The organism is Arthrobacter sp. UYCu712, assembly GCF_040547005.1.
Classification (GTDB): domain Bacteria; phylum Actinomycetota; class Actinomycetes; order Actinomycetales; family Micrococcaceae; genus Arthrobacter.
In genome coordinates this window covers 15,127-33,841 of sequence record NZ_JBEPOZ010000009.1, presented here as the reverse complement: position 1 = coordinate 33,841, position 18,715 = coordinate 15,127, and the positions used below count along the sequence as shown (strand labels likewise).

Annotated in this window: 17 protein-coding genes and 2 pseudogenes; 17 read left to right on the top strand and 2 right to left on the bottom strand. The window is 68.2% G+C overall.

Translation table 11 applies throughout. The annotated features are described in order from the left end of the window. Positions 1–43 precede the first annotated feature (43 nt). The 10 genes from ABIB51_RS10870 to ABIB51_RS10825 all read left to right on the top strand — a co-directional run bounded on the left by ABIB51_RS10870 (position 44) and on the right by ABIB51_RS10825 (position 11,903). The gene (locus ABIB51_RS10870) at positions 44–814 is read left to right on the top strand and encodes a DeoR/GlpR family DNA-binding transcription regulator (protein ID WP_354187951.1); all 771 of its coding nucleotides are present in this window, start codon (positions 44–46) and stop codon (positions 812–814) included. Continuing rightward, on the top strand, positions 811–1,998 hold the full coding sequence (locus tag ABIB51_RS10865; RefSeq protein ID WP_354187950.1) for an MFS transporter: 1,188 nt from the start codon (positions 811–813) through the stop codon (positions 1,996–1,998). Before ABIB51_RS10870 ends, ABIB51_RS10865 begins: the two co-directional genes overlap by 4 nt. Positions 1,999–2,014: 16 nt before the next feature. Beyond that, positions 2,015–3,511, top strand: a complete 1,497-nt coding sequence (locus ABIB51_RS10860; protein ID WP_354187949.1) for a bifunctional phosphatase PAP2/diacylglycerol kinase family protein — start codon at positions 2,015–2,017, stop codon at positions 3,509–3,511. A 154-nt stretch (positions 3,512–3,665) separates the two neighbouring features. Further along, positions 3,666–4,610, top strand: coding sequence for an ABC transporter ATP-binding protein (locus ABIB51_RS10855; protein WP_354187948.1), 945 nt, complete (start codon positions 3,666–3,668; stop codon positions 4,608–4,610). A 3-nt stretch (positions 4,611–4,613) separates the two neighbouring features. Next, on the top strand, positions 4,614–5,522 hold the full coding sequence (locus tag ABIB51_RS10850) for an ABC transporter permease (RefSeq protein ID WP_354187947.1): 909 nt from the start codon (positions 4,614–4,616) through the stop codon (positions 5,520–5,522). Positions 5,523–5,553: 31 nt separating this feature from the next. Continuing rightward, positions 5,554–6,837, top strand: a complete 1,284-nt coding sequence (locus tag ABIB51_RS10845) for a sensor histidine kinase (protein ID WP_354187946.1) — start codon at positions 5,554–5,556, stop codon at positions 6,835–6,837. Between the two features lie 14 nt (positions 6,838–6,851). Continuing rightward, positions 6,852–7,640: a response regulator gene (locus tag ABIB51_RS10840; RefSeq protein WP_354187945.1), complete on the top strand. Its 789-nt coding sequence runs from the start codon at positions 6,852–6,854 to the stop codon at positions 7,638–7,640. 238 nt (positions 7,641–7,878) lie between these two features. Next, a complete protein-coding gene (locus tag ABIB51_RS10835; protein WP_354187944.1) occupies positions 7,879–9,300 on the top strand; it encodes an amino acid permease in 1,422 nt (473 codons plus the stop codon). A gap of 280 nt (positions 9,301–9,580) precedes the next feature. Next, entirely contained in the window at positions 9,581–10,480 is a 900-nt protein-coding gene (locus ABIB51_RS10830) for an intradiol ring-cleavage dioxygenase (protein ID WP_354187943.1), read from the top strand. Between the two features lie 109 nt (positions 10,481–10,589). Continuing rightward, positions 10,590–11,903 carry a M18 family aminopeptidase gene (locus ABIB51_RS10825; RefSeq protein ID WP_354187942.1) on the top strand — a complete coding sequence of 438 codons (1,314 nt, stop codon included), beginning with the start codon at positions 10,590–10,592 and terminating at the stop codon, positions 11,901–11,903. Here ABIB51_RS10825 and ABIB51_RS10820 read toward each other — a convergent pair. After that, complete coding sequence (locus ABIB51_RS10820) at positions 11,900–12,586, bottom strand: DUF1345 domain-containing protein (protein WP_354187941.1); 687 nt, start codon at positions 12,584–12,586, stop codon at positions 11,900–11,902. The genes ABIB51_RS10825 and ABIB51_RS10820 overlap by 4 nt on opposite strands. Before the next feature lie 279 nt (positions 12,587–12,865). Between ABIB51_RS10820 and rpsF the strand changes: the two genes are divergently transcribed. From rpsF to rplI, 4 genes are all read left to right on the top strand, one after another. Then, positions 12,866–13,171 (top strand): 30S ribosomal protein S6, encoded by a 306-nt coding sequence (gene rpsF / locus ABIB51_RS10815; protein WP_232084085.1) that lies wholly within the window; start codon positions 12,866–12,868, stop codon positions 13,169–13,171. A gap of 55 nt (positions 13,172–13,226) precedes the next feature. Then, entirely contained in the window at positions 13,227–13,814 is a 588-nt protein-coding gene (locus ABIB51_RS10810) for a single-stranded DNA-binding protein (RefSeq protein ID WP_354187940.1), read from the top strand. A gap of 125 nt (positions 13,815–13,939) precedes the next feature. Beyond that, positions 13,940–14,179: a 30S ribosomal protein S18 gene (rpsR, locus tag ABIB51_RS10805; RefSeq protein ID WP_003800144.1), complete on the top strand. Its 240-nt coding sequence runs from the start codon at positions 13,940–13,942 to the stop codon at positions 14,177–14,179. A 17-nt stretch (positions 14,180–14,196) separates the two neighbouring features. After that, positions 14,197–14,649 (top strand): 50S ribosomal protein L9, encoded by a 453-nt coding sequence (rplI, locus tag ABIB51_RS10800; RefSeq protein ID WP_354187939.1) that lies wholly within the window; start codon positions 14,197–14,199, stop codon positions 14,647–14,649. Between the two features lie 121 nt (positions 14,650–14,770). On the opposite strand, the gene ABIB51_RS10795 is transcribed toward rplI, so the two are convergent. Then, the gene (locus tag ABIB51_RS10795) at positions 14,771–15,196 is read right to left on the bottom strand and encodes a DUF1801 domain-containing protein (RefSeq protein WP_354187938.1); all 426 of its coding nucleotides are present in this window, start codon (positions 15,194–15,196) and stop codon (positions 14,771–14,773) included. A gap of 66 nt (positions 15,197–15,262) precedes the next feature. On the opposite strand from ABIB51_RS10795, the pseudogene ABIB51_RS10790 reads away from it, so the two are divergent. The 3 genes and pseudogenes from ABIB51_RS10790 to ABIB51_RS10780 all read left to right on the top strand — a co-directional run bounded on the left by ABIB51_RS10790 (position 15,263) and on the right by ABIB51_RS10780 (position 18,410). Beyond that, a pseudogene (locus tag ABIB51_RS10790) lies at positions 15,263–16,004 on the top strand (PhzF family phenazine biosynthesis protein). A 267-nt stretch (positions 16,005–16,271) separates the two neighbouring features. After that, entirely contained in the window at positions 16,272–16,898 is a 627-nt protein-coding gene (locus tag ABIB51_RS10785; protein ID WP_354187937.1) for an FMN reductase, read from the top strand. A gap of 306 nt (positions 16,899–17,204) precedes the next feature. Further along, positions 17,205–18,410 (top strand): annotated as a pseudogene (locus ABIB51_RS10780) (IS110 family RNA-guided transposase). Positions 18,411–18,715 lie beyond the last annotated feature (305 nt).

The window sequence follows — 18,715 nt, the reverse complement described above, 5'->3', positions numbered from 1 at the left end:
TGCACGGGATGATTAAATGATCACGAAGCGTTAGCATTTGATCATGAATACTGATGAGCGGCACCGCCTGATCGGCGAACTGCTGCGCAGCCGGGAGCAAGTGACGGTGGGCGAGCTGATGGCCGCCTGTGGCGCCTCCGGTGCCACCATCCGGCGCGACCTCGACGTCCTGGCCCTGCACGGCGTGCTGCGGAGGGTCCACGGCGGAGCCCGGAGCCTGCTGTTCGGCGGCGAGAACCCGGAGTACGGGCAGCGCGAGCTGGAAGAGCACGCCGTTAAGGTGCGGATTGCCGCCGGTGTTGCCGCGCTGCTCAAGGACCGCGGTCACGTCTGGCTGGACAGCGGCACCACGGCCACGGAAATCGCCCGCCAGCTGAGGCAGCGCGAGATGACGATCATGCCGATGTCCTTGCGGGCGGTCGGCGCGCTGACCGCGGATTCCCCGGCCGGACGCCACCCCGAGCTGTTGCTTCCGGGCGGAAGCCTGGTCCCGCGAGAGCAGTCCTTCCGCGGACCCATGGCCGAAGCCAACATCCGCTCCCTGCGCTTCGACACCGCCGTGGTCACCCCCTGCGCGGTGAACTTCCAGGACGGCCTGCTGGCCCACGACCTCGACGACGCCGCCGTGAAACGCGCTGGGCTTGAATCCGCGGCCCGGGTGATCATCGCCTGCTCCGGCTCCAAATGGAACGCCAGTGCCGTGGCCCTCGTAGCGCCGCTCGATGCCGTGGACGCCATTGTCACGGACAAGGCGTTCAGCCCCGAAGAACTCGACCAACTTGCCCAACACTCGGTGGAAGCAGTGACCGTATGACCAAAACAGCAACCCGCCCGCAGCTCAAGGCCGCGGCCGCCGCCACATTCCTGATTTTCGGCATCAACGGACTCGTATTCGCCAGCTGGGCCGCCCGCATCCCCGCGGTCACTGAGATCCTGCACATCACCTCCGGACAGATGGGAACATTGCTCCTCTGCGTGGCGGTCGGTTCGCTGATTGCCCTGCCCACCGCCGGCCACGTCGTCGGCAGGATCGGAACGGCGAACACCGTCCGCGCCGCCGGGCTCCTGGCCGCGGCTGCCGGAGTCGGCATCGCGCTGTCGCTCGCGGCCGAAGCCGTCCCGGGGACCGCGATCTCGCTGTTTTTCTTCGGCATCGGCATCGGGCTGTGGGACGTGTCCCAGAACATCGAAGGGGCCGACGTCGAGCACAGGCTGGGCCGCACCATCATGCCGCAGTTCCACGCGGCCTTCAGCGGCGGCGCCTTCGTCGGGGCCCTGATCGGCGCCGGGCTGTCCAACATCGGCGTCGGACTTCCGGCCCACCTGCTGGTGATCGTTGCCGTCGTGGCGGCGGCCACCCTGCTGGCGCCGAAGTACTTCCTCGAGCACGTCCCGGCGGCCGCACCGCTGGCCGGGGAGGCCAAGCAGCCCCGGGCCGCGAGTGCCTGGCGGGATGGCCGAACCCTGCTGATCGGCGTAGTGGTCCTCGGCGCCACCCTCACCGAAGGTGCGGGAAACGACTGGATCGCCAAGGCCGCCGTGGACGGGCTCGGCGCCACGGAGTCCACCGGCGCCCTGCTGTTTGCCGCGTTTGTCCTGGCCATGACCGCCATGCGCTTCTTCGGCGGCCGGGCGATCGACGCCTACGGCCGGGTGGCCGTCCTCCGGGCCAGCATGGCCGCGGCGGCCCTGGGCCTGGGACTCTTTGTGTTTGCCGGCGACATCTGGCTCGCCACGGCCGGCGCCGCGCTGTGGGGCGCCGGGGCGGCCCTCGCGTTCCCGGTCGGAATGTCCGCGGCGGCGGATGATCCGAAGCACGCCGCGGCCCGCGTCTCGGTGGTGTCCACCCTGGGCTACATCGCCTTCCTCGCCGGACCGCCGTTGCTGGGCTACCTGGGCGACGTGACGGGCATCAGGATGGCCCTGCTGGCGATCGGGATCCCGATTATGGGTGCGCTTCTGCTCGCCGGCGCCGCGAAGCCCCTGCGCGCCAGGTGAGCAGTAGGGTGGTCAGATGCGAAGCACACTGAGGAAAGCGCCGGGGCGGCTGGCCAGATTCGACCGGAAACTTGTGCGGGCCGTATCCGCCTTCCCGGGCGGCGGCCATGACGAGTTCTTCCGGCAGCTTTCCGCGGCGGCGAACAAGGGAAAACTGTGGTTCGGCATTGCCGCCGTGATGGCACTGGTTCCCGGCAGGACCCGGCGCGCATCCGTCCACGGCCTGCTGGCGCAGGGCGTCGCGTCCGGCATCACCAACCTGGGTTTCAAGACACTGCTGCCGCGGGCCCGGCCGCTTCCCGAGCACCTCCCCGCCTTCCGGTTTGTCCATCCCCAGCCCACAAGCTCCTCCATGCCCTCGGGACACTCCGCCTCCGCCGTGGCCTTCGCGCTCGGTGTGGGGCTGGTCCATCCGGCGATCGGCGCCGTGCTGGCCCCGCTTGCGGCGGGGGTCGCCTACTCCCGCGTGCACACCGGAGCCCACTGGCCCTCCGATGTTGTCTTCGGCTCGGCGATCGGCGCCGGCGCGGCCCTCGTGACGAGGAAGTGGTGGCCCGTCCGGCCCCCGTTCCCCGAGACCCGGCGCACGGCCGTGAAGGCCGCGGAACTGCCCGGCGGGCGGGGCCTCGGGATCGCCGTCAACACGCTCGGCGGCTCCTATGCCGCCGAGACCGCAGAGGCCCTCCAGAAAGTATTCCCGGAGGCGTATATACAGGAAATCGCCGGCAACGACGACGTGGCCGGCGAGATCACTGCCGTTGCCACCCGCCCCGGGACAGTCGCGCTGGGCGTCTGGGGCGGCGATGGAACCGTCGGCACCGCCGCGGCGGCGGCCGTCGAGCACTACCTCCCGCTGCTGGTCCTGCCCGGCGGCACGCTCAACCACTTCGCCCGGGATGCCGGCACCCCCACGCTGGAGGACGCCGTCATGGCAGCCGCCCGGGGCGAGGCGGCAGCAGCCGACATCGGCCAGGTCGCCGTGGAGCGCGGGCTTCCCGGCAGCCCCGAGCGGCTCCAGCTCAGCATGCTCAACACGGCCAGCATCGGGCTCTACCCGAACCTTGTCCGCCGCCGGGAACAGCTCCAGCCGGCGCTGGGCAAACCGCTCGCCGGTGTGGTCGCCATGCTGCGCACCTTCGCCGCCGGGACCCCGACCACGCTGATCGTGGACGGGGTGCGGCACAAGCTCTGGATCCTCTACATCGGGCGGGGCCGCTACTACCCCCGCGACCACGCCCCGCTCGTGCGGCCGGTGCTGGACGACGGCGTCTTCGACCTGCGGATGATCACGGCCGACGAGTCCTTTGCGCGGCTGCGCCTGCTGTGGGCGGTGCTGACCGGGACCGTGGCCTCCTCCCGGATCACGCACCTGAGCGAAAGCACCCGGATCCGGGTGGAACCGGCGGACTCGACCATGGTCCTGGCGGTCGACGGCGAAGTCATGCCTGCCGTTCGTGCCGTCGAATTCTCGGTGCAGCCGGCGGCCCTCACGTATTACTCCCCGGCGCGCTGATCGGCTGTCATCCTCCCGGACTACCCTGATTCGACCCTGAATCATCCCTGAGACCGGCGAAATCCGGCGTGCGCATCGGTAGCGTGGGGTGTGCACCCGGATCTGGACCCAACGCCGGGTCCTGACAACCCACCGCTACCAAAGGATCGCTTCCATGATCGAAGCACGAGGCCTGACCAAGGTTTACGGCGAAAAGACTGCCGTCGCCGGTGTCAATTTCACTGTCGAAGCCGGCCGGGTCACCGGTTTCCTGGGCCCGAACGGCGCCGGCAAATCCACCACCATGCGCATGATCATGGGGCTGGACCGCCCGACGTCGGGCACTGTCACCGTCAACGGTGCCCCGTTCGCCAAGCACGCCGCGCCGCTGCGCGACGTCGGCGCGCTCCTCGATGCCAAGGCCGTGCACACCAGCCGCTCGGCGTACAACCACCTGCTGGCCATGGCCGCGACGCACAGCATCGCCAAGAAGCGCGTCCACGACGTCATCGAGATGACCGGCCTGGCCGACGTGGCGAAGAAGAAGGTCGGCGGATTCTCGCTCGGCATGGGCCAGCGGCTCGGGATCGCCGCGGCGCTGCTGGGCGACCCGCAGACCATCATCCTGGACGAGCCGGTCAACGGCCTCGACCCGGAGGGTGTGGTCTGGGTCCGCAACCTGGTCAAATATCTGGCCTCGGAAGGCCGCACGGTGTTCCTCTCCAGCCACCTCATGAGCGAAATGGCCGTCACCGCGGACCACCTGATCGTGATCGGACGCGGCCGGATCATCGCCGATGCGCCCATCCAGGACATCATCAACGGCAAGGGGCAGGGCCGCACCCGCGTCCGCACCGACCGGCCCGAACAGCTCATGAACCTGCTGGCCGGCACCGGAGTGTCCGTCGAGATGCAGGAAAACGAGCTCTTGGAGGTCAAGGGCCTGGATCCGCGGCAGATTGCCCGGGCCGCGCTTGAGAGCCGCGTCATGATCTACGAACTCACCCCGCTCCAGGCCAGCCTCGAGGAGGCCTACATGGAGCTGACCAAGGATGAGGTCGAATACCACTCGCTGATCACCACGGGCGCGCCCGCCCCCGTCCAGTCCGGAGGCAACTAAGCCATGAGTTCAACCACCCTCGAACCCACTCCCGCCCGCCGCGGCGGGCACGCCGGACCCGGCGACGCCCCTGCCCCCAAGCTGTCCGGCGACGGCATCAGCGCCGGTCCCGGCCCGTCCTTCCTTCATGTGCTGAACTCCGAATTCATCAAGTTCCGCACCCTGCTGTCCACCCTGATCCTGCTCGGCTCCACCGTGCTCGTCGTGGTGGGCTTCGGCGCGCTCTCCGCCTGGGGAACGGGACAGTTTGCCGAGGCCGCGTCCTCGGATCCGCAGGCGGCGGCCGCGTTTGCCGCGCAGGGCGGGGACCTCGCCGTCGGCGTCCCGACCTCCGGCATCGCTTTCGCCCAGCTGATCCTCGGTTCGCTCGGCGTGCTGCTGATGAGCTCGGAGTTCACCACCGGCATGGCCCGCTCCACCTTCGCGGCCGTGCCCCGGCGGACGCCGGCGTTCGCTGCCAAGCTGCTCGTGGTGATGGTGATTGCCTTCGCCCTCACCGCCGCCTCCGTGTTCCTGGCCGGCCTGGTGTCCCTGCCGATCCTGGACAACTACAACCTCAAGCTGGATCTCGCCAGTTCGCAGTCAGTCAAGCTCCTCCTGGTCAACAGCCTCTATGTGGCCGCCGTCGCCGCCATCGGCATGTCCCTGGGTGCGCTGGTCCGCAACTCCGCGGGCGGCATCATGAGCCTCGTGGGTCTCTTCTTCGTGGCCCCGATCGCGTTCCAGCTGATTCCGGGCGACTTCTTCGTGGAGGCCCGGAAATACCTGCCCGGCAACACCGTGGAGCCGCTGACTGCCCTGCAGCACGTCCCGGACACCCTCGAAGCCTGGCAGGCCGCCCTCGTCCTGGGCGCCTGGGTGGTCATCCCGGTGGTCCTCGCCGCTGTCCTGCTGAAGAAGCGGGACGTCTAGGCCCCCGGACTGCACCGTGCAGGCTCAGAGCATGATCGAAGCACCCGTGAAGGACGCGCCAGCCAGCCAGGCTGACGCGTCCTTCGCTGAAATCACCGCCCGGCGGCGCGGCCGGCTCCGGCGCTACCTCTTCCAGCGTCCGCGGGTCATGGACGCCGTGGTGGTCCTCTGCTATCTGCTCCTCGTCACCCCCACCGCGGTGGAATCAGTGACCGACGGCGCCTGGCCGGCCGCCGTGTTCCTCGCGGCGGCAGGCGCGGCCCTGGCCTACCGGCGGACCCGCCCGGTGACGGTGGTCGCGGTGGTCGCGGTGCTGGAGGTGGCCGTCACCCTGCTGCACCCCTGGGGCTCCAACGTCTCGGCCGGGCTCTGGTTCTCGCTGTACGCCGTGGGCGTGCTCCGGTCCCGGCGTTCCGCCCTCATCAGCCTGGCCGCGGCCACGGCGCCGCTGGCGCTGCTCTACTTCCTGATGGCGGTGGGCCCGTTGGACGGCCGCCTCCCGGACACGGCCGTCAGTTCGCCGGAAAACTTCCAGCTCATGACCAGCATCGCGGCCGGCATCGGCATCACGCTCTCCAACGTCATCGCGACCGGCCTCGGCATCTCGGTCCGCCAGCGGCGCGAGCACGAGCACGAGATCGCCGCCTGGGCCGCGCGGACCGCGCAGCTGGGCTCCGTCAACGAGCGCAACCGCATCGCCCGGGAGATGCATGACGTCGTGGCGCACACACTCACGGTGATGGTCAGCCTCTCCGACGGGGCCGCCGTCGTGGTCCGGAAGAACCCGGAACGGGCCGCCGAAGTGCTCGGCGAACTCTCCCGCACGGGGCGCGCGGCGCTGGCGGACATGCGGCGCGTGCTCGGGGTTCTGCGGGACGACTCGGCCGCGGGACATGCCCCCCGCGAGCCGCTCGTGTCCGACGGCAACCTGGCCAAACTGCTTGAGGGATTCCGCACCGCCGGCATGCCGCTGCACTACACCCACACCGGACCGTCGCTGCCGGAGGACGCCGCCTTCCAGCTGACGGTGTACCGGATCGTGCAGGAATCGCTGACGAACGTGCTGCGCTACGGCCGCTCGCTGGGGCGCGTGGTTGTGGGTATTGCGCGCGACGGCGGCACCGTCACCATTGACGTGTCCGACGACGGCAGGGGCACCCTGGACCGGGGCGGGTCCGTGGGCACCGGCCAAGGCCTGGCCGGGATGCGGGAACGGGCCCGCATCTACGCAGGTAGCGTGGAGGCCGGGCACACCGTCGACGGCGGCTGGCGCGTGCGCGCCGTCCTGAACTGCAACGGCGGCACCGGGAAATGACACAAGGGGACCTGATGAGCGAAACCGTACCGATCCGCGTCCTGCTGGTGGACGACCAGCCGCTGCTCCGGATGGGCTTCCGGCTGATCCTGGAGGGCGAGGCCGAGCTGCGCGTCGTGGGCGAGGCCTCGGACGGGGCCGAAGCGGTGCGCCGGGTACGGGAGCTCAGTCCCGACGTCGTGCTGATGGACGTCCGGATGCCGGTGCTGGACGGCATCGAGGCGACACGAGCCATCACCGCCTCCGGGGCGGGCGCGAAAATCATCATCCTGACCACCTTCGACCTCGATGAATACGCCTTTGCCGGGCTGCAGGCGGGCGCTTCGGCCTTCCTGCTCAAGGACGTGGCGCCGGCCGAACTGGTCAGCGCCGTCCGCGTCGTGGCGAGCGGCGACGCCGTCGTGGCCCCGCGGATCACCCAGCGGCTGCTGGAGACCTACGTCCGGGGCGGGGGCGCCGGTTTGGGTGCTGGTGCGGACGCTGGTTCGGGAGCCGGGCTTGCCGGCGGAGTGGCCGGAGGACCGTGCAGCGAGGCCGGGCCGGGTGCCGGCGCAGGTGCCGGTGCGCTCCCGGCCAAGGACCCGCTGCTGGATGACCTCACGCCGCGCGAGACGGAAATGCTCGGGGCGATGGCCGAGGGGCTCTCCAACTCCGAGATCGCGCACCGGTACTTCCTCTCCGAGGCCACCGTCAAAACCCATGTGCGCAGGATCCTGACCAAGCTCCACCTCCGCGACAGGGTGCAGGCCGTGGTCTATGCCTATGAAACCGGCCTCGTGGTGCCGAGCAACCCGGACTACTGACGCCGAGAGCCTGAAGCAGTGGTTTCAGGCACATTGCGGAATTGCCCCTGGGGCAACTTTTATTGCCCTTTAGGCTTCCTAGCTGGAGTCCCGCCCGGTCTGGCCCGGCGTCAACTGTGGGATTGCACAGAACAGGGGGGCGGCGGCCCGGTCTAGGGTGAAACGACACTGTGGCCCGCCGCACATCATGCCAGGCATGACGGACGGGCCGACACCCCCCCACGAAGGACGGCGCTTGATGCAGGCTGACCAGCAACTCTCGAAATCCCTGAAACCCAGGCACCTGTCCATGATCGCCATCGCCGGCGTGATCGGCGCAGGCCTCTTTGTGGGGTCCGGCGCCGCCATCCAGCAGGCCGGTCCCGGCATCCTCCTTGCCTACACGGCGGCGGGCCTCGTGGTCATCCTGGTCATGCGCATGCTCGGTGAAATGGCCGCGGCCAACCCGGAGACCGGCTCCTTCTCGACCTACGCTGACAAGGCGCTGGGCCGCTGGGCCGGTTTCAGCATCGGCTGGCTTTATGCCTGGTTCTGGATCATCGTGCTCGGCATCGAGGCCACGGCCGGGGCGGCCATCATGCACCGCTGGGTGCCGGGCATCGACCAGTGGGTCTGGGCCCTCATCCTGATGGTGCTGCTGACGCTCACCAACCTGGGGTCCGTGAAGTCCTATGGCGAGTTCGAATTCTGGTTCGCCTCCATCAAGGTTGCCGCGATCGCGCTGTTCCTGCTCTTCGGCGCCGCGGCGATCCTCGGCCTGGTCCCCGGTGTCCCCGCCCCGGGACTGAGCAACCTGGTCGAAAACGGCGGATTCCTGCCCAACGGTCCGGGTGCTGTCCTGGCCGGCATCCTGGTAGTGGTGTTCTCCTTCTTCGGCGCCGAGATCGCCACCATTGCCGCCGGTGAATCCGAGAACCCGGTCGATGCCGTCAAGAAGGCCGTCAAGTCCACCGTCTGGCGCATCCTGGTGTTCTACATCGGCTCCATCGCCATCGTGGTCACCCTGCTGCCCTGGAACTCCGCCTCCGTGGCGAAGAGCCCGTACGTCGCCGTGATCGAACTCTTCGGCATCCCCGGCGCCGGCACCATCATGGACATCGTGGTGCTGACCTCCGTGCTGTCCTGCCTGAACTCCGGCCTGTACACGGCCAGCCGCATGCTCTTCTCGCTCTCCCGCCGCGGCGACGCCCCCAAGTCCTGGATGCGCATCTCCAAGCGCGGCGTCCCGGCCGCCGCGGTCCTGGCCTCCACGGTGGTCGGCTTCGTCACCGTCGGGCTGAACTACATCGCCCCGAACACGGTGTTCCTGTTCCTGGTCAACACCTCCGGCGCCATCGCCCTGTTTGTCTGGCTCGTCATTGCCAGCTCACAGCTGATCCTGCGCCGCCGGATGGGCGCGGCCGCCAAGGACCTCCAGCTGAAGATGTGGCTCTTCCCGTACCTGACCTGGGTATCCATCGTCAGCATCGTCGCCCTGCTGATCGGCATGGTGATCCTGGAATCGACCCGGGAGTCGCTGCTGCTCTCGCTCGCCCTCGCGGCCGTCGTCGTCGGCATTGGCCTCTGGCGCTACCGGGCGGGCGGCGGGAAGTCCGCGGTCCGCCCCGGCGAAGAAGTTGCCGCCGAGGAAGTCAGCGTCGGAGCCGGCACGGGGTCCTAGCCTCCCGGCCCCACGCACCGCGGGACATGCCCAGTCCATGATTCGGGGGATGGACATAGTGCCACTATGTCCAGTCCTGCCGGCCAGGGGAGGGCATGTCCGGTGGGCGGGGCCAGGGACTTGAACACCGCACATGGGGACATGCCCAGTCCATGATTCGGGGGATGGACATAGTGCCACTATGTCCAGTCCTGCCGGCCAGGGGAGGGCATGTCCCGGGCACAGCTTCCTCACAGGAAGGCCCTAGTTGCGGCATAGTCCGCTGGGGTTACATGGGTGCATGACCACGCCAACCCAGCCCCCGCACGAGCCGCACCCCAATCACGACCGCGGCCTGGAATTCGATCTCTCGACGCTCCTGAGCCGGCGCCGCTCCTTGGGCATGATCCTGGGCGCCGGGGCAGCGGCGGCACTCGCGGCGTGCTCCCCGGGCGGTTCCTCCGGATCCGCAAGCACAACGGCCGCGGCGGGATCGACGACGGCGGCAGCCACCGGCACCGCGACTGCCACGGCCTCCGCCTCGCCCACGCTGACCCGGGCAATCGCCGAGTGCGGCGTCGATATCCCGAAGGAAACCGCCGGGCCGTATCCCGGCGACGGTTCCAACGGCCCCAACGTGCTGGCGGCATCCGGCGTCGTCCGGCAGGACATCACTGCGAGCTTCGGCACCTCCACCAGCACGGCCGACGGCGTGCCCCTGACCGTCACGCTGACCCTCCTGGATAACGCCAATGGCTGCACGCCGCTGGCCGGCGCCGCGGTCTACGCCTGGCACTGCGACAAGGACGGCAAATACTCCATGTACGATTCCGGCCTCAAGAACGAGAACTACCTCCGCGGCGTCCAGGAGGCCGACGCCAACGGCCAGGTCACCTTCAAGACCATCTATCCTGGCGCCTACAGCGGCCGCTGGCCGCATATCCACTTTGAAGTCTTTGAATCCATGAACAACGCCACGGCGGCGGGGCAGGTCCTCGCCGTCTCGCAGATCGCGCTGACGGAGGCGGCCTGTAAGGAGGTCTACGCCTCGGCCGGCTACGAGTCCAGCACGGCGAACTTCCCGCGGACCACGCTGAAGTCGGACAACGTCTTTGGCAACGACGGCGGGATCTACCAGCTGGCCACCATGGCGGGCTCGGTGCCGGAAGGCTACACGGCCGGGCTCAACGTCACGGTTTAGTCCCGCGCGGATCGACCGCGCGGATCCACCGGGCAGCCCCCGGCGGGACCGGGGGACGGGCCCGGCAGGACCGGGGGACGGCCCCGGGCGCGGCGCTAGACTCGGTGCCATGCCTTCACACGCCACTGCTGCAGCCCACATCCAGGACCTCGGCGCGTACGTCACCGCGTCCCCCTCCAGTTTCCACGCCGTCCAGGAGGCCGCCCGCCGGCTGGACCGGGCCGGGTTCACCCGCCTGGAGGAGCTGCAGTCCTGGGACAGTGCGGCAGATCAGGCCGGCAAGCACTACGTGGTCCGCGACGGCGCCCTCATCGCCTGGGTGCGGCCCGGAACGGCCGGCCCCACCACCGGGTTCAACATCCTGGGCGCCCACACCGATTCGCCGTCGTTTAAACTCAAGCCCAAACCCACCACCGGCAAGTTCGGCTGGCTGCAGGCCGGCGTCGAGGTCTACGGCGGGCCCCTGCTCAACTCCTGGCTGGACCGCGAACTCCAGCTGGCCGGCCGCCTCGTGATGCTCGACGGCACCCAGCACCTCACCGCCACCGGGCCGCTGCTGCGCTTCCCCCAGTTGGCCATCCACCTGGACCGCGCCGTGAACGATGGCCTGGCCCTGGACAAGCAGCAACACATGAACCCGGTCTTCGGGCTCGGCGACCCCGCGGACTGGGACCTTCTCGCGCTGCTCGCCGGACGCGTCCCGGGTGCGAAGGTCGATCCGGCGCAGATCGGCGGCTACGACGTCGTCATTGCGGACACGCAGGCGCCGGCAGTATTCGGGGCGAAGGGTGAGTTTTTCGCATCCGGCCGGCTGGACAATCTCTCCGCGACGCATGCCGGGCTCGAGGCGCTGATCGCCCACGCCGGCTCGCCCCTGCCGGCGGGCTCGCCGATCGCCGTCCTGGCGGCATTCGACCACGAGGAAATCGGCTCCGCGTCGCGCTCGGGCGCCTGCGGACCCGTCCTCGAGGACGTCCTGGTGCGAATCTCCGACGGGCTCGGCGCGTCGGCGAGCCAGCGGCGGCAGGCGTTTGCGGCGTCGTTCTGCGTCTCCGCCGACGCCGGCCACGCCGTGCACCCGAACTACCCCGAGCGGCACGACCCCGCCAACCGACCGGCGCTCAACGGCGGCCCGCTGCTGAAGATCAACGCCAACCAGCGCTACGCCACGGACGCCCCGGGCGCCGCCCTCTGGGCACGGCTGTGTGCCGGTGCCGGCATCCCGTACCAGGAGTTCGTGTCCAACAACGTGATGCCGTGCGGGTCCACGATCGGTCCCCTGACGGCCACCCGGCTCGGCATCCGGACGGTCGACGTCGGTGTGCCACTGCTGTCGATGCACTCCGCCCGTGAGCTGTGCGGCGTCGAGGACCCCTACCGGCTGGCGCGGGTCACTGAACTGTTCTTCCGCACCGCAGCCTAGGAGCCGGCGACCCCGACCACGAGGTTGATGGTGGCGGCCAGGATGATGGTGCCGAAGAGGTAGGACAGCAGGCTGTGCTTGAGCGCCTCGGCCCTGATGCCGTGGTTCTGCAGGGCGGTGTCCGAGACCTGGTAGGTCATGCCGAGGCTGGTGGCCAGGTAGGCGAAGTCGGTGTACTGCGGCGGCCGGCTCTGGTTGAAGTCGATGCCGCCCACCCCCGGGCCGGCCTTCGCGCCCGTGCCGTAGTACAGCTGGGCGTAGCGCAGGGTGAAAAGCGTCTGGACCAGCATCCAGGACAGGGCCACCGAGGCCAGCGCGAGCAGGCCGCCGCCGATCCGGGACGCGGTGTCGGTGTTGTTGTGGGAGTCGACGATGACCGCGGCCACCGCCACGAGGCTGGCGACGTTGGCGGCCAGGATGAGCAGGTCGGTGGTGCTCCGGGACGGGTCCTCCGTGGTGGCGTGCCGCCGGGTGTCCGCCGGATCCAGGCGCCGGATGACGAGCCAGACCCAGGCTATGTAGGTCAGGGCGGTCGCGCACCAGCCGATCGTGGGAGCCTGCACCCAGTGCCCGGCCAGCCCTGCAGCGACTGCGGCGAGCAGGCCTGCCAGCAGCATGACGGCGAAACGCAGGCGGCTCCGCCGGATGCGCACGGTACCTCGGGACGGGGATCCGGTGTTCATTCCCTGATCATGGCATGCCACAGCCGTCCGCCATGCCACAGCCGTCCGCCCCGCCGTGGCGGTTGTCCACATGCCTGACCGTGCTCTTCCGGTGCCGGCAGGGCGGCCCTTACCGTGGGGTAAGGAATCGCGGAAACCGGTCCGGATGCACTAAGCTGTTGAAGTCTGTGCTGCGCCCTGCCTCCGTTCCGGGGGCTACGTGGGGCACATGGCACCGCAAATGAACCTCCTGTTACGGAAATGCCGTAACCGCTTAGCCCAAAGGAGGTGGGTTCACATATGCGTCCTTATGAATTGATGGTAATCATCGACCCCGAGGTCGAAGAGCGTACCGTTGAGCCAACGCTTCAGAAGTTCCTGAGTGTCATCACCAACGATGGTGGAACCATCGAAAAGGTTGACATCTGGGGCCGTCGTCGCCTGGCTTACGAAATCCAGAAGAAGTCTGAAGGTATCTACGCCGTGGTGAACTTCACCGCTGAGCCGGCTACCGCCAAGGAACTTGACCGCCAGCTGAGTCTCAATGAGACCATCATGCGCACCAAGATCACCCGCCCCGAAGTACAGAAGGTCGTTGCTGAGTAATTCAGCTCCCGATCTTTATTCTTCACCCCCGCAGGAACGAACAAGGAGGCAGTAGATGGCAGGCGAAACCACTATTACGGTCATCGGTAATCTCACCAATGACCCCGAACTGAGGTTCACACCGTCAGGTTCGGCCGTGGCGAATTTCACCATCGCTTCTACTCCCCGCACCTTCGACCGCCAGTCCAACGAGTGGAAGGACGGGGAAACCCTGTTCCTCCGCGCGTCGGTTTGGCGTGAAGCAGCCGAGAACGTCGCCGAATCCCTGACAAAGGGTATGCGCGTGATCGTTTCCGGCCGCCTGAAGAGCCGTTCCTACGAAACAAAAGAAGGCGAAAAGCGCACCGTCATCGAGCTTGAGGTCGACGAGATCGGCCCGAGCCTGCGCTATGCCAACGCCAAGGTCAACCGTACCCAGCGCTCCGGCGGTGGGGGCGCCGGCAGCGGTGCCCAGGGCGGCTTCGGCGGCGGCAACAGCGGCGGTGGCTTCGGCGGCGGCTCTGGTGCAAACCAGGGCGGCAACTCCGGCGGAACCTGGGGCGGCAACCAGCCCGCACAGCAGGATGACCCCTGGGCTACGCCCGGTGTCAGCCCTGCAGGCGGCGGCTGGGGCAACGGCCCGGATTCCGAACCTCCCTTCTAAACAACATCTAAGGTTCGACGCCGAACCTGACGGGCCGCCGCGAGGCGGACCTTCACACCCCGACGTCGGATCACCACCATCCCGTGGATCAATATCCACGGGCTCCATCGAATAGGAGCTCCACGATGGCTAAGGCTGAACTCCGTAAGCCCAAACCAAAGTCCAACCCCTTGAAGGCCGCTGACATCACTGTCATCGACTACAAGGACGTAGCATTGCTGCGCAAGTTCATCTCCGACCGCGGAAAGATCCGCGCCCGTCGCGTCACTGGCGTCACGGTGCAGGAACAGCGCAAGATCGCCCAGGCAATCAAGAACGCCCGCGAAGTTGCTCTGCTGCCTTACTCCGGCGCTGGCCGCGGCTAAGGAAGGGATTAACTAACATGGCAAAGCTCATTCTGACCCACGAAGTAACCGGTCTCGGTGCTGCTGGCGATGTTGTCGAGGTCAAGGACGGTTACGCACGTAACTACCTGCTGCCCCGCAACTTCGCCCTGACCTGGTCCAAGGGCGGCGAGAAGCAGGTTGAGTCCATCAAGGCTGCCCGCGCTGCCCGCGAGCACGCTTCCCTGGAAGACGCTCAGAAGCAGGCCGCTGCACTCTCCGCCAAGCCGGTCAAGCTCATCGTCAAGGCTGGCGAGACCGGACGCCTGTTCGGCACCGTCAAGCAGGGCGACGTAGCCGACGCTGTTGAGGCCGCTGGCCTTGGCCGCATCGACAAGCGCAAGGTTGAACTGCCGACACACATCAAGTCGGTTGGTTCCTACCAGGCCAACGTCCGTCTTCACGCCGACGTTGCCGCTGTGATCGAACTCGACGTAGTCGCAGGCAAGTAGCCCTCACCGGCTATGCGGTCCTGAACTGCTGGAAGGCCCCCGCCTTCGGATTCCTCTAAGGAACCGGACGCGGGGGCCTTTTTTTCGCGGTTTTTCGGGGCGGCCGTTTTTCAGGTGCCGGTCAGCCGTGGTGCAGCACCGTGGTCACGTGCCGGTATCCGAGCCGGACCAGTTCGGTGAGGACTCCTTCGTCGACGTCGGCGAGTGTGTTGACGTAGAGGCAACCCGCGCCGGTCTTTTGCTTGCCCAGCAGCCCGGCCGCTTCCGGGCCGTACGTCAGGCCGTACAGCGAGAGACTGGCTTTGCGGGGCGAGAACCCGACGGCCGCGGCGTCCCCCTCGCGTCCACTGTCGTACTTGTAGTGGTCCTGGCCGAATCCGACAATCGTCGGCCCCAACATTTCCGCGTGCTCGCCCGTGACGGCCGTCATCAGTTCCAGCAGGCGGTAACCATCCTGACGGCGGACCGGATGCTCCACGGCGGCAAGGAACTCCTCCACGGAATACCCGGTGGCCTGCGTCTTGTTCTGGGTCTCGTTTTCCGTCATGACGGCAGTCTGGCAGACGTCGGCCGTCATGTCAGCCTCGGCGCGCGCCGGCGATAGCCTGCTGCGGTGACCCCGAATCCAGCCCCTGAACCGCGCCTCCGTCCCTTCACGCAGGTGGACGTGTTCTCCGCCGAGCAGTACCTCGGCAACCCGCTGGCCGTCGTCGTCGGCGCGAAGGCCTCTCCACGGACCGGATGCAGCACTTCGCCAACTGGACCAACCTCTCGGAGACCACCTTCCTGCATCCCCAAGCGGGACGGGCTGCTGGTCCAGGAGTGCGCGGCGGGCCTGGTCCGGGTCAAAGCGCGACGGCGGCCGGCTGGCCTTTGCGGCACCGCCGCTGACCCGCTCGGGGCCGGTGGCAGGGGAGGACCTCAGCCGCATCGCCGCCGGCCTGGGGATGCCGCGGGAAGCGATGCTGGATGCTTCCTGGCTGGTCAACGGGCCGGACTGGATCGGGGTGCTGCTGCAGTCCGCCGCGCAGGTCCTCGCCATCAGGCCCGACTATGCGGCAATGGCCGGACTCAAGGTCGGCGTCATTGCTCCGCACGCCGCCGGATCCGCCGTCGACTATGAGGTCCGCACCTTCATCCCGGGCGACGCCGCGGCCGAAGACCCCGTCACAGGCAGCTTCAACGCCGGAGCCGCCCAGTGGCTGATCCGGAGCGGGCGGGCGCCGGAATCCTACATGGCGGCGCAGGGGACCGCGCTGGGCCGGTCAGGCCGGATCCACATCGATGCCGTGGGCGAGGACATCTGGGTCGGCGGAGACTCTGTGAGCTGCATCGAGGGGTTTGTCCTGCTCTGAGGTGCCCCCGACCCGTTGCCCTGTCAGTTGCGGCTGCCATTCCCGCCCTCAACCTCGAGACCCCAGCCAACCGGCTGAACCAGCTGCTGTACGCAGCCTAAACCCCCCCGCGTTGCCCCAACCAGTTGACTTTGCCCGCCCCTGTGGGGCCCAAAAGTGATAGCGCAACGGGGGGCGGGAATAAACGGTGCGGGCACAACCTTCTACAGGTAGATGCAAACGCATGTAGTAGGGCCGGAGAGGCCCAGACCCACCCAAGGAGCACCCGTGGAAGCCCGCCGCATCACCGTTCTCTCCGCCGGACTCGGCGTCCCGTCCTCGAGCCGCCTGCTGGCAGACCAGCTGGCAGCCTCGGCTGAGCGCCAGCTCGCGGCGTCGGGCTACGCCGTCACCGTCGAGATTCTGGAACTCCGGGACCTCGCGGTCGATGTCGCCAACAACTTCGTGACCGGCTATGCGGCGCCGCGCTTGGCCGAGGTGATCGCCGGCGTCGAGGCCTCCGACGGAATCATTGCCGTCAGCCCGGTCTTCAGCGCCTCTTACAGCGGACTGTTCAAGTCGTTCATCGACGTCCTGGATCCCAAGTCGCTGGAGGGCAAGGCCGTCCTGCTTGCTGCCACCGCCGGCACGGACCGTCACCAGATGGTCCTGGACTTCGCCATGCGTCCGCTGTTCACCTACCTGCGTACCCGGATCGCGCCCACCGCGGTGTTCGCGGGCCCGCAGGACTGGGGCCAGAACGACGACGGCGGCTCGCCCCTCTCGGCGCGGATCGACCGTGCGGCGGGGGAGTTTGCCGGCCTGCTCCAGGGCACCCGGGCGCCGCAGCTGCCGGCCGCGCTGGAGTCGCTGCCCTTCGAGCAGCTGCTCGCCGGTATCTCCGCCGGCCACTAGCCGGGAACCCGCGCCGGGCGGCCCGAACGATTCCGGCCGCCCGCTCGTTGTCCGGTCATGTTGTGTCCTTATGGTGTTGACGGGTGGTTCCGTGGCCGTTGTAGGGTCGTGGCTACCCAGGGGAGGCGGGTATGGCTTTGGTTGCTGTGCCGGACGGATTCTCCGTGACGGCTTCGCAGGATTGGCCGCCCGCCGCCCCGCGATGACCCGACCGCTGATTGAGAGACGCGACATGATCGCCGGATAAGGACACGACGGCGCGGTTATCTGCTGGGATTTGACCCATCCGACAGAATGGAGGCTGTTCTGGTGCACCTATGGGCCGGTATCGATGCCGGCAAAGCCCATCACCACTGCGTCGTGATCGACGCCGACGGAACCCGGCTGCTCTCGCAGAAAATCCCCAACGACGAACCGGCCCTGCTGGACCTCATCGCCAACGTCCTGAAACTGGCCGACGGGGATGATGTGCTCTGGGCGACGGATTTGAACCACGGGGGATCGGCGCTGCTGATCGCCCTGCTGGTGGCCCACGGCCAGAACATCCTGTATATCCCGGGCCGGATCGTGCATCACGCCTCCCGCCTTTACCGCGGGGAGGGCAAAACGGACGCGAAAGACGCCGCCGTGATCGCTGACCAGGCGAGGATGTACCGGGATCTGCAGCCCCTGCGGGCCGGGGATGAGATCAGCATGCGCCTTCGGATCCTCACCTCCCGGCGGGCCGATAAATCCGCGGACCGGGTCCGGGCGATCAACCGGCTGCAGGCACAGCTGCTGGAGTAATTCCCGGCCCTGGAGCGGGCCTTTGACTACAGCCGCTCCAAAGCCGCCCTGTTGCTGCTCACCAAACACCGGACCCCGGACGGGATCCGCAGAACCGGGCAGGCCAGGCTGCAGGCGTGGCTGAAGAAACACGGCACCCGCTCCTCCGCCGCGGTCGCCCAGGCCGCGGTCGAGGCCGCGAAATCCCAGCACACCACCGTGCCCGCCTAGCACGTCGGCGAGCTGATCGTCGCCGCCCTCGCCCGGGAAATCCTGACATTGAACAAGGAACTGGCCGACCCCGATGCGCTGATCAGCGAGAAAGTCACGGAACACCGGCACGCCCAGGTGCTGCTGAGCATGCCCGGCTTCGGGCCCGTCCTGGCCGCCGAGTTCCTCGGCGCCACCGGCGGAGACCTCACCGTCTTTCAAACGGCGGACCGGTTCGCCGGCGTCGCCGGACTCGCACCGGTCCCCAAAGACTCGGGCAGGATCACCGGCAACCACCACCGGCCCCGGCGTTACGACCGGCGGCTGCTGCGGGTCTTCTAACTCTTTGGGCTTTCGGCCCTGAAAAGCTGCCCCGCCTCCCGGACCTACTACGACCGAGAACGCGGTGAAGGCAAAACCCACATCCAGGCGATGCTGTCCCTGGCCCGGCGCCGCCTGAACATTCTCTGGGCCATGCTCCGCGACGGCACCACGTACACCCCGCCCCGGGCTCCGGCAGCCCGGCTGGCTGCCTGAGAGCGCGTACGTGCCCGATCGACCGGTTCCTCTGTCCTGCGGACGGCGGCGCTGCCGGCCCTCAGGAGGAACCACCGGACCGGGGCGCAGCCCCAGGCGGCAATGAATCACCGCCTCTGCCCGGACCTGTGCTTCGCAAAAACCCCGGACCGAAGGAACACTCCGATGAGCGCAGCGAAGAAGAGACGGTCGGCGGCCATGCGACGCCGAAAGCAGGAGGAAGCCACGGGCCGAGCAGCGGCCAGCGTCCCACGATGCTGGCGCAACCATCAAGACGAAGAAGACCAAACAAGAACCTCATCCGC

Bases quoted from the DNA above. Each gene is read 5' to 3' on its own strand.
- ABIB51_RS10835 (WP_354187944.1), top strand. From the start codon at position 7,879: ATGCAGGCTGACCAGCAACTCTCGAAATCCCTGAAACCCAGGCACCTG.
- ABIB51_RS10795 (WP_354187938.1), bottom strand. From the start codon at position 15,196: ATGACGGAAAACGAGACCCAGAACAAGACGCAGGCCACCGGGTATTCC.
- ABIB51_RS10830 (WP_354187943.1), top strand. From the start codon at position 9,581: ATGACCACGCCAACCCAGCCCCCGCACGAGCCGCACCCCAATCACGAC.
- ABIB51_RS10850 (WP_354187947.1), top strand. From the start codon at position 4,614: ATGAGTTCAACCACCCTCGAACCCACTCCCGCCCGCCGCGGCGGGCAC.
- ABIB51_RS10820 (WP_354187941.1), bottom strand. From the start codon at position 12,586: ATGAACACCGGATCCCCGTCCCGAGGTACCGTGCGCATCCGGCGGAGC.
- rpsR (WP_003800144.1), top strand. From the start codon at position 13,940: ATGGCTAAGGCTGAACTCCGTAAGCCCAAACCAAAGTCCAACCCCTTG.
- ABIB51_RS10810 (WP_354187940.1), top strand. From the start codon at position 13,227: ATGGCAGGCGAAACCACTATTACGGTCATCGGTAATCTCACCAATGAC.
- ABIB51_RS10825 (WP_354187942.1), top strand. From the start codon at position 10,590: ATGCCTTCACACGCCACTGCTGCAGCCCACATCCAGGACCTCGGCGCG.
- ABIB51_RS10845 (WP_354187946.1), top strand. From the start codon at position 5,554: ATGATCGAAGCACCCGTGAAGGACGCGCCAGCCAGCCAGGCTGACGCG.
- ABIB51_RS10870 (WP_354187951.1), top strand. From the start codon at position 44: ATGAATACTGATGAGCGGCACCGCCTGATCGGCGAACTGCTGCGCAGC.
- ABIB51_RS10855 (WP_354187948.1), top strand. From the start codon at position 3,666: ATGATCGAAGCACGAGGCCTGACCAAGGTTTACGGCGAAAAGACTGCC.
- rpsF (WP_232084085.1), top strand. From the start codon at position 12,866: ATGCGTCCTTATGAATTGATGGTAATCATCGACCCCGAGGTCGAAGAG.
- ABIB51_RS10860 (WP_354187949.1), top strand. From the start codon at position 2,015: ATGCGAAGCACACTGAGGAAAGCGCCGGGGCGGCTGGCCAGATTCGAC.
- ABIB51_RS10840 (WP_354187945.1), top strand. From the start codon at position 6,852: ATGAGCGAAACCGTACCGATCCGCGTCCTGCTGGTGGACGACCAGCCG.
- ABIB51_RS10865 (WP_354187950.1), top strand. From the start codon at position 811: ATGACCAAAACAGCAACCCGCCCGCAGCTCAAGGCCGCGGCCGCCGCC.
- rplI (WP_354187939.1), top strand. From the start codon at position 14,197: ATGGCAAAGCTCATTCTGACCCACGAAGTAACCGGTCTCGGTGCTGCT.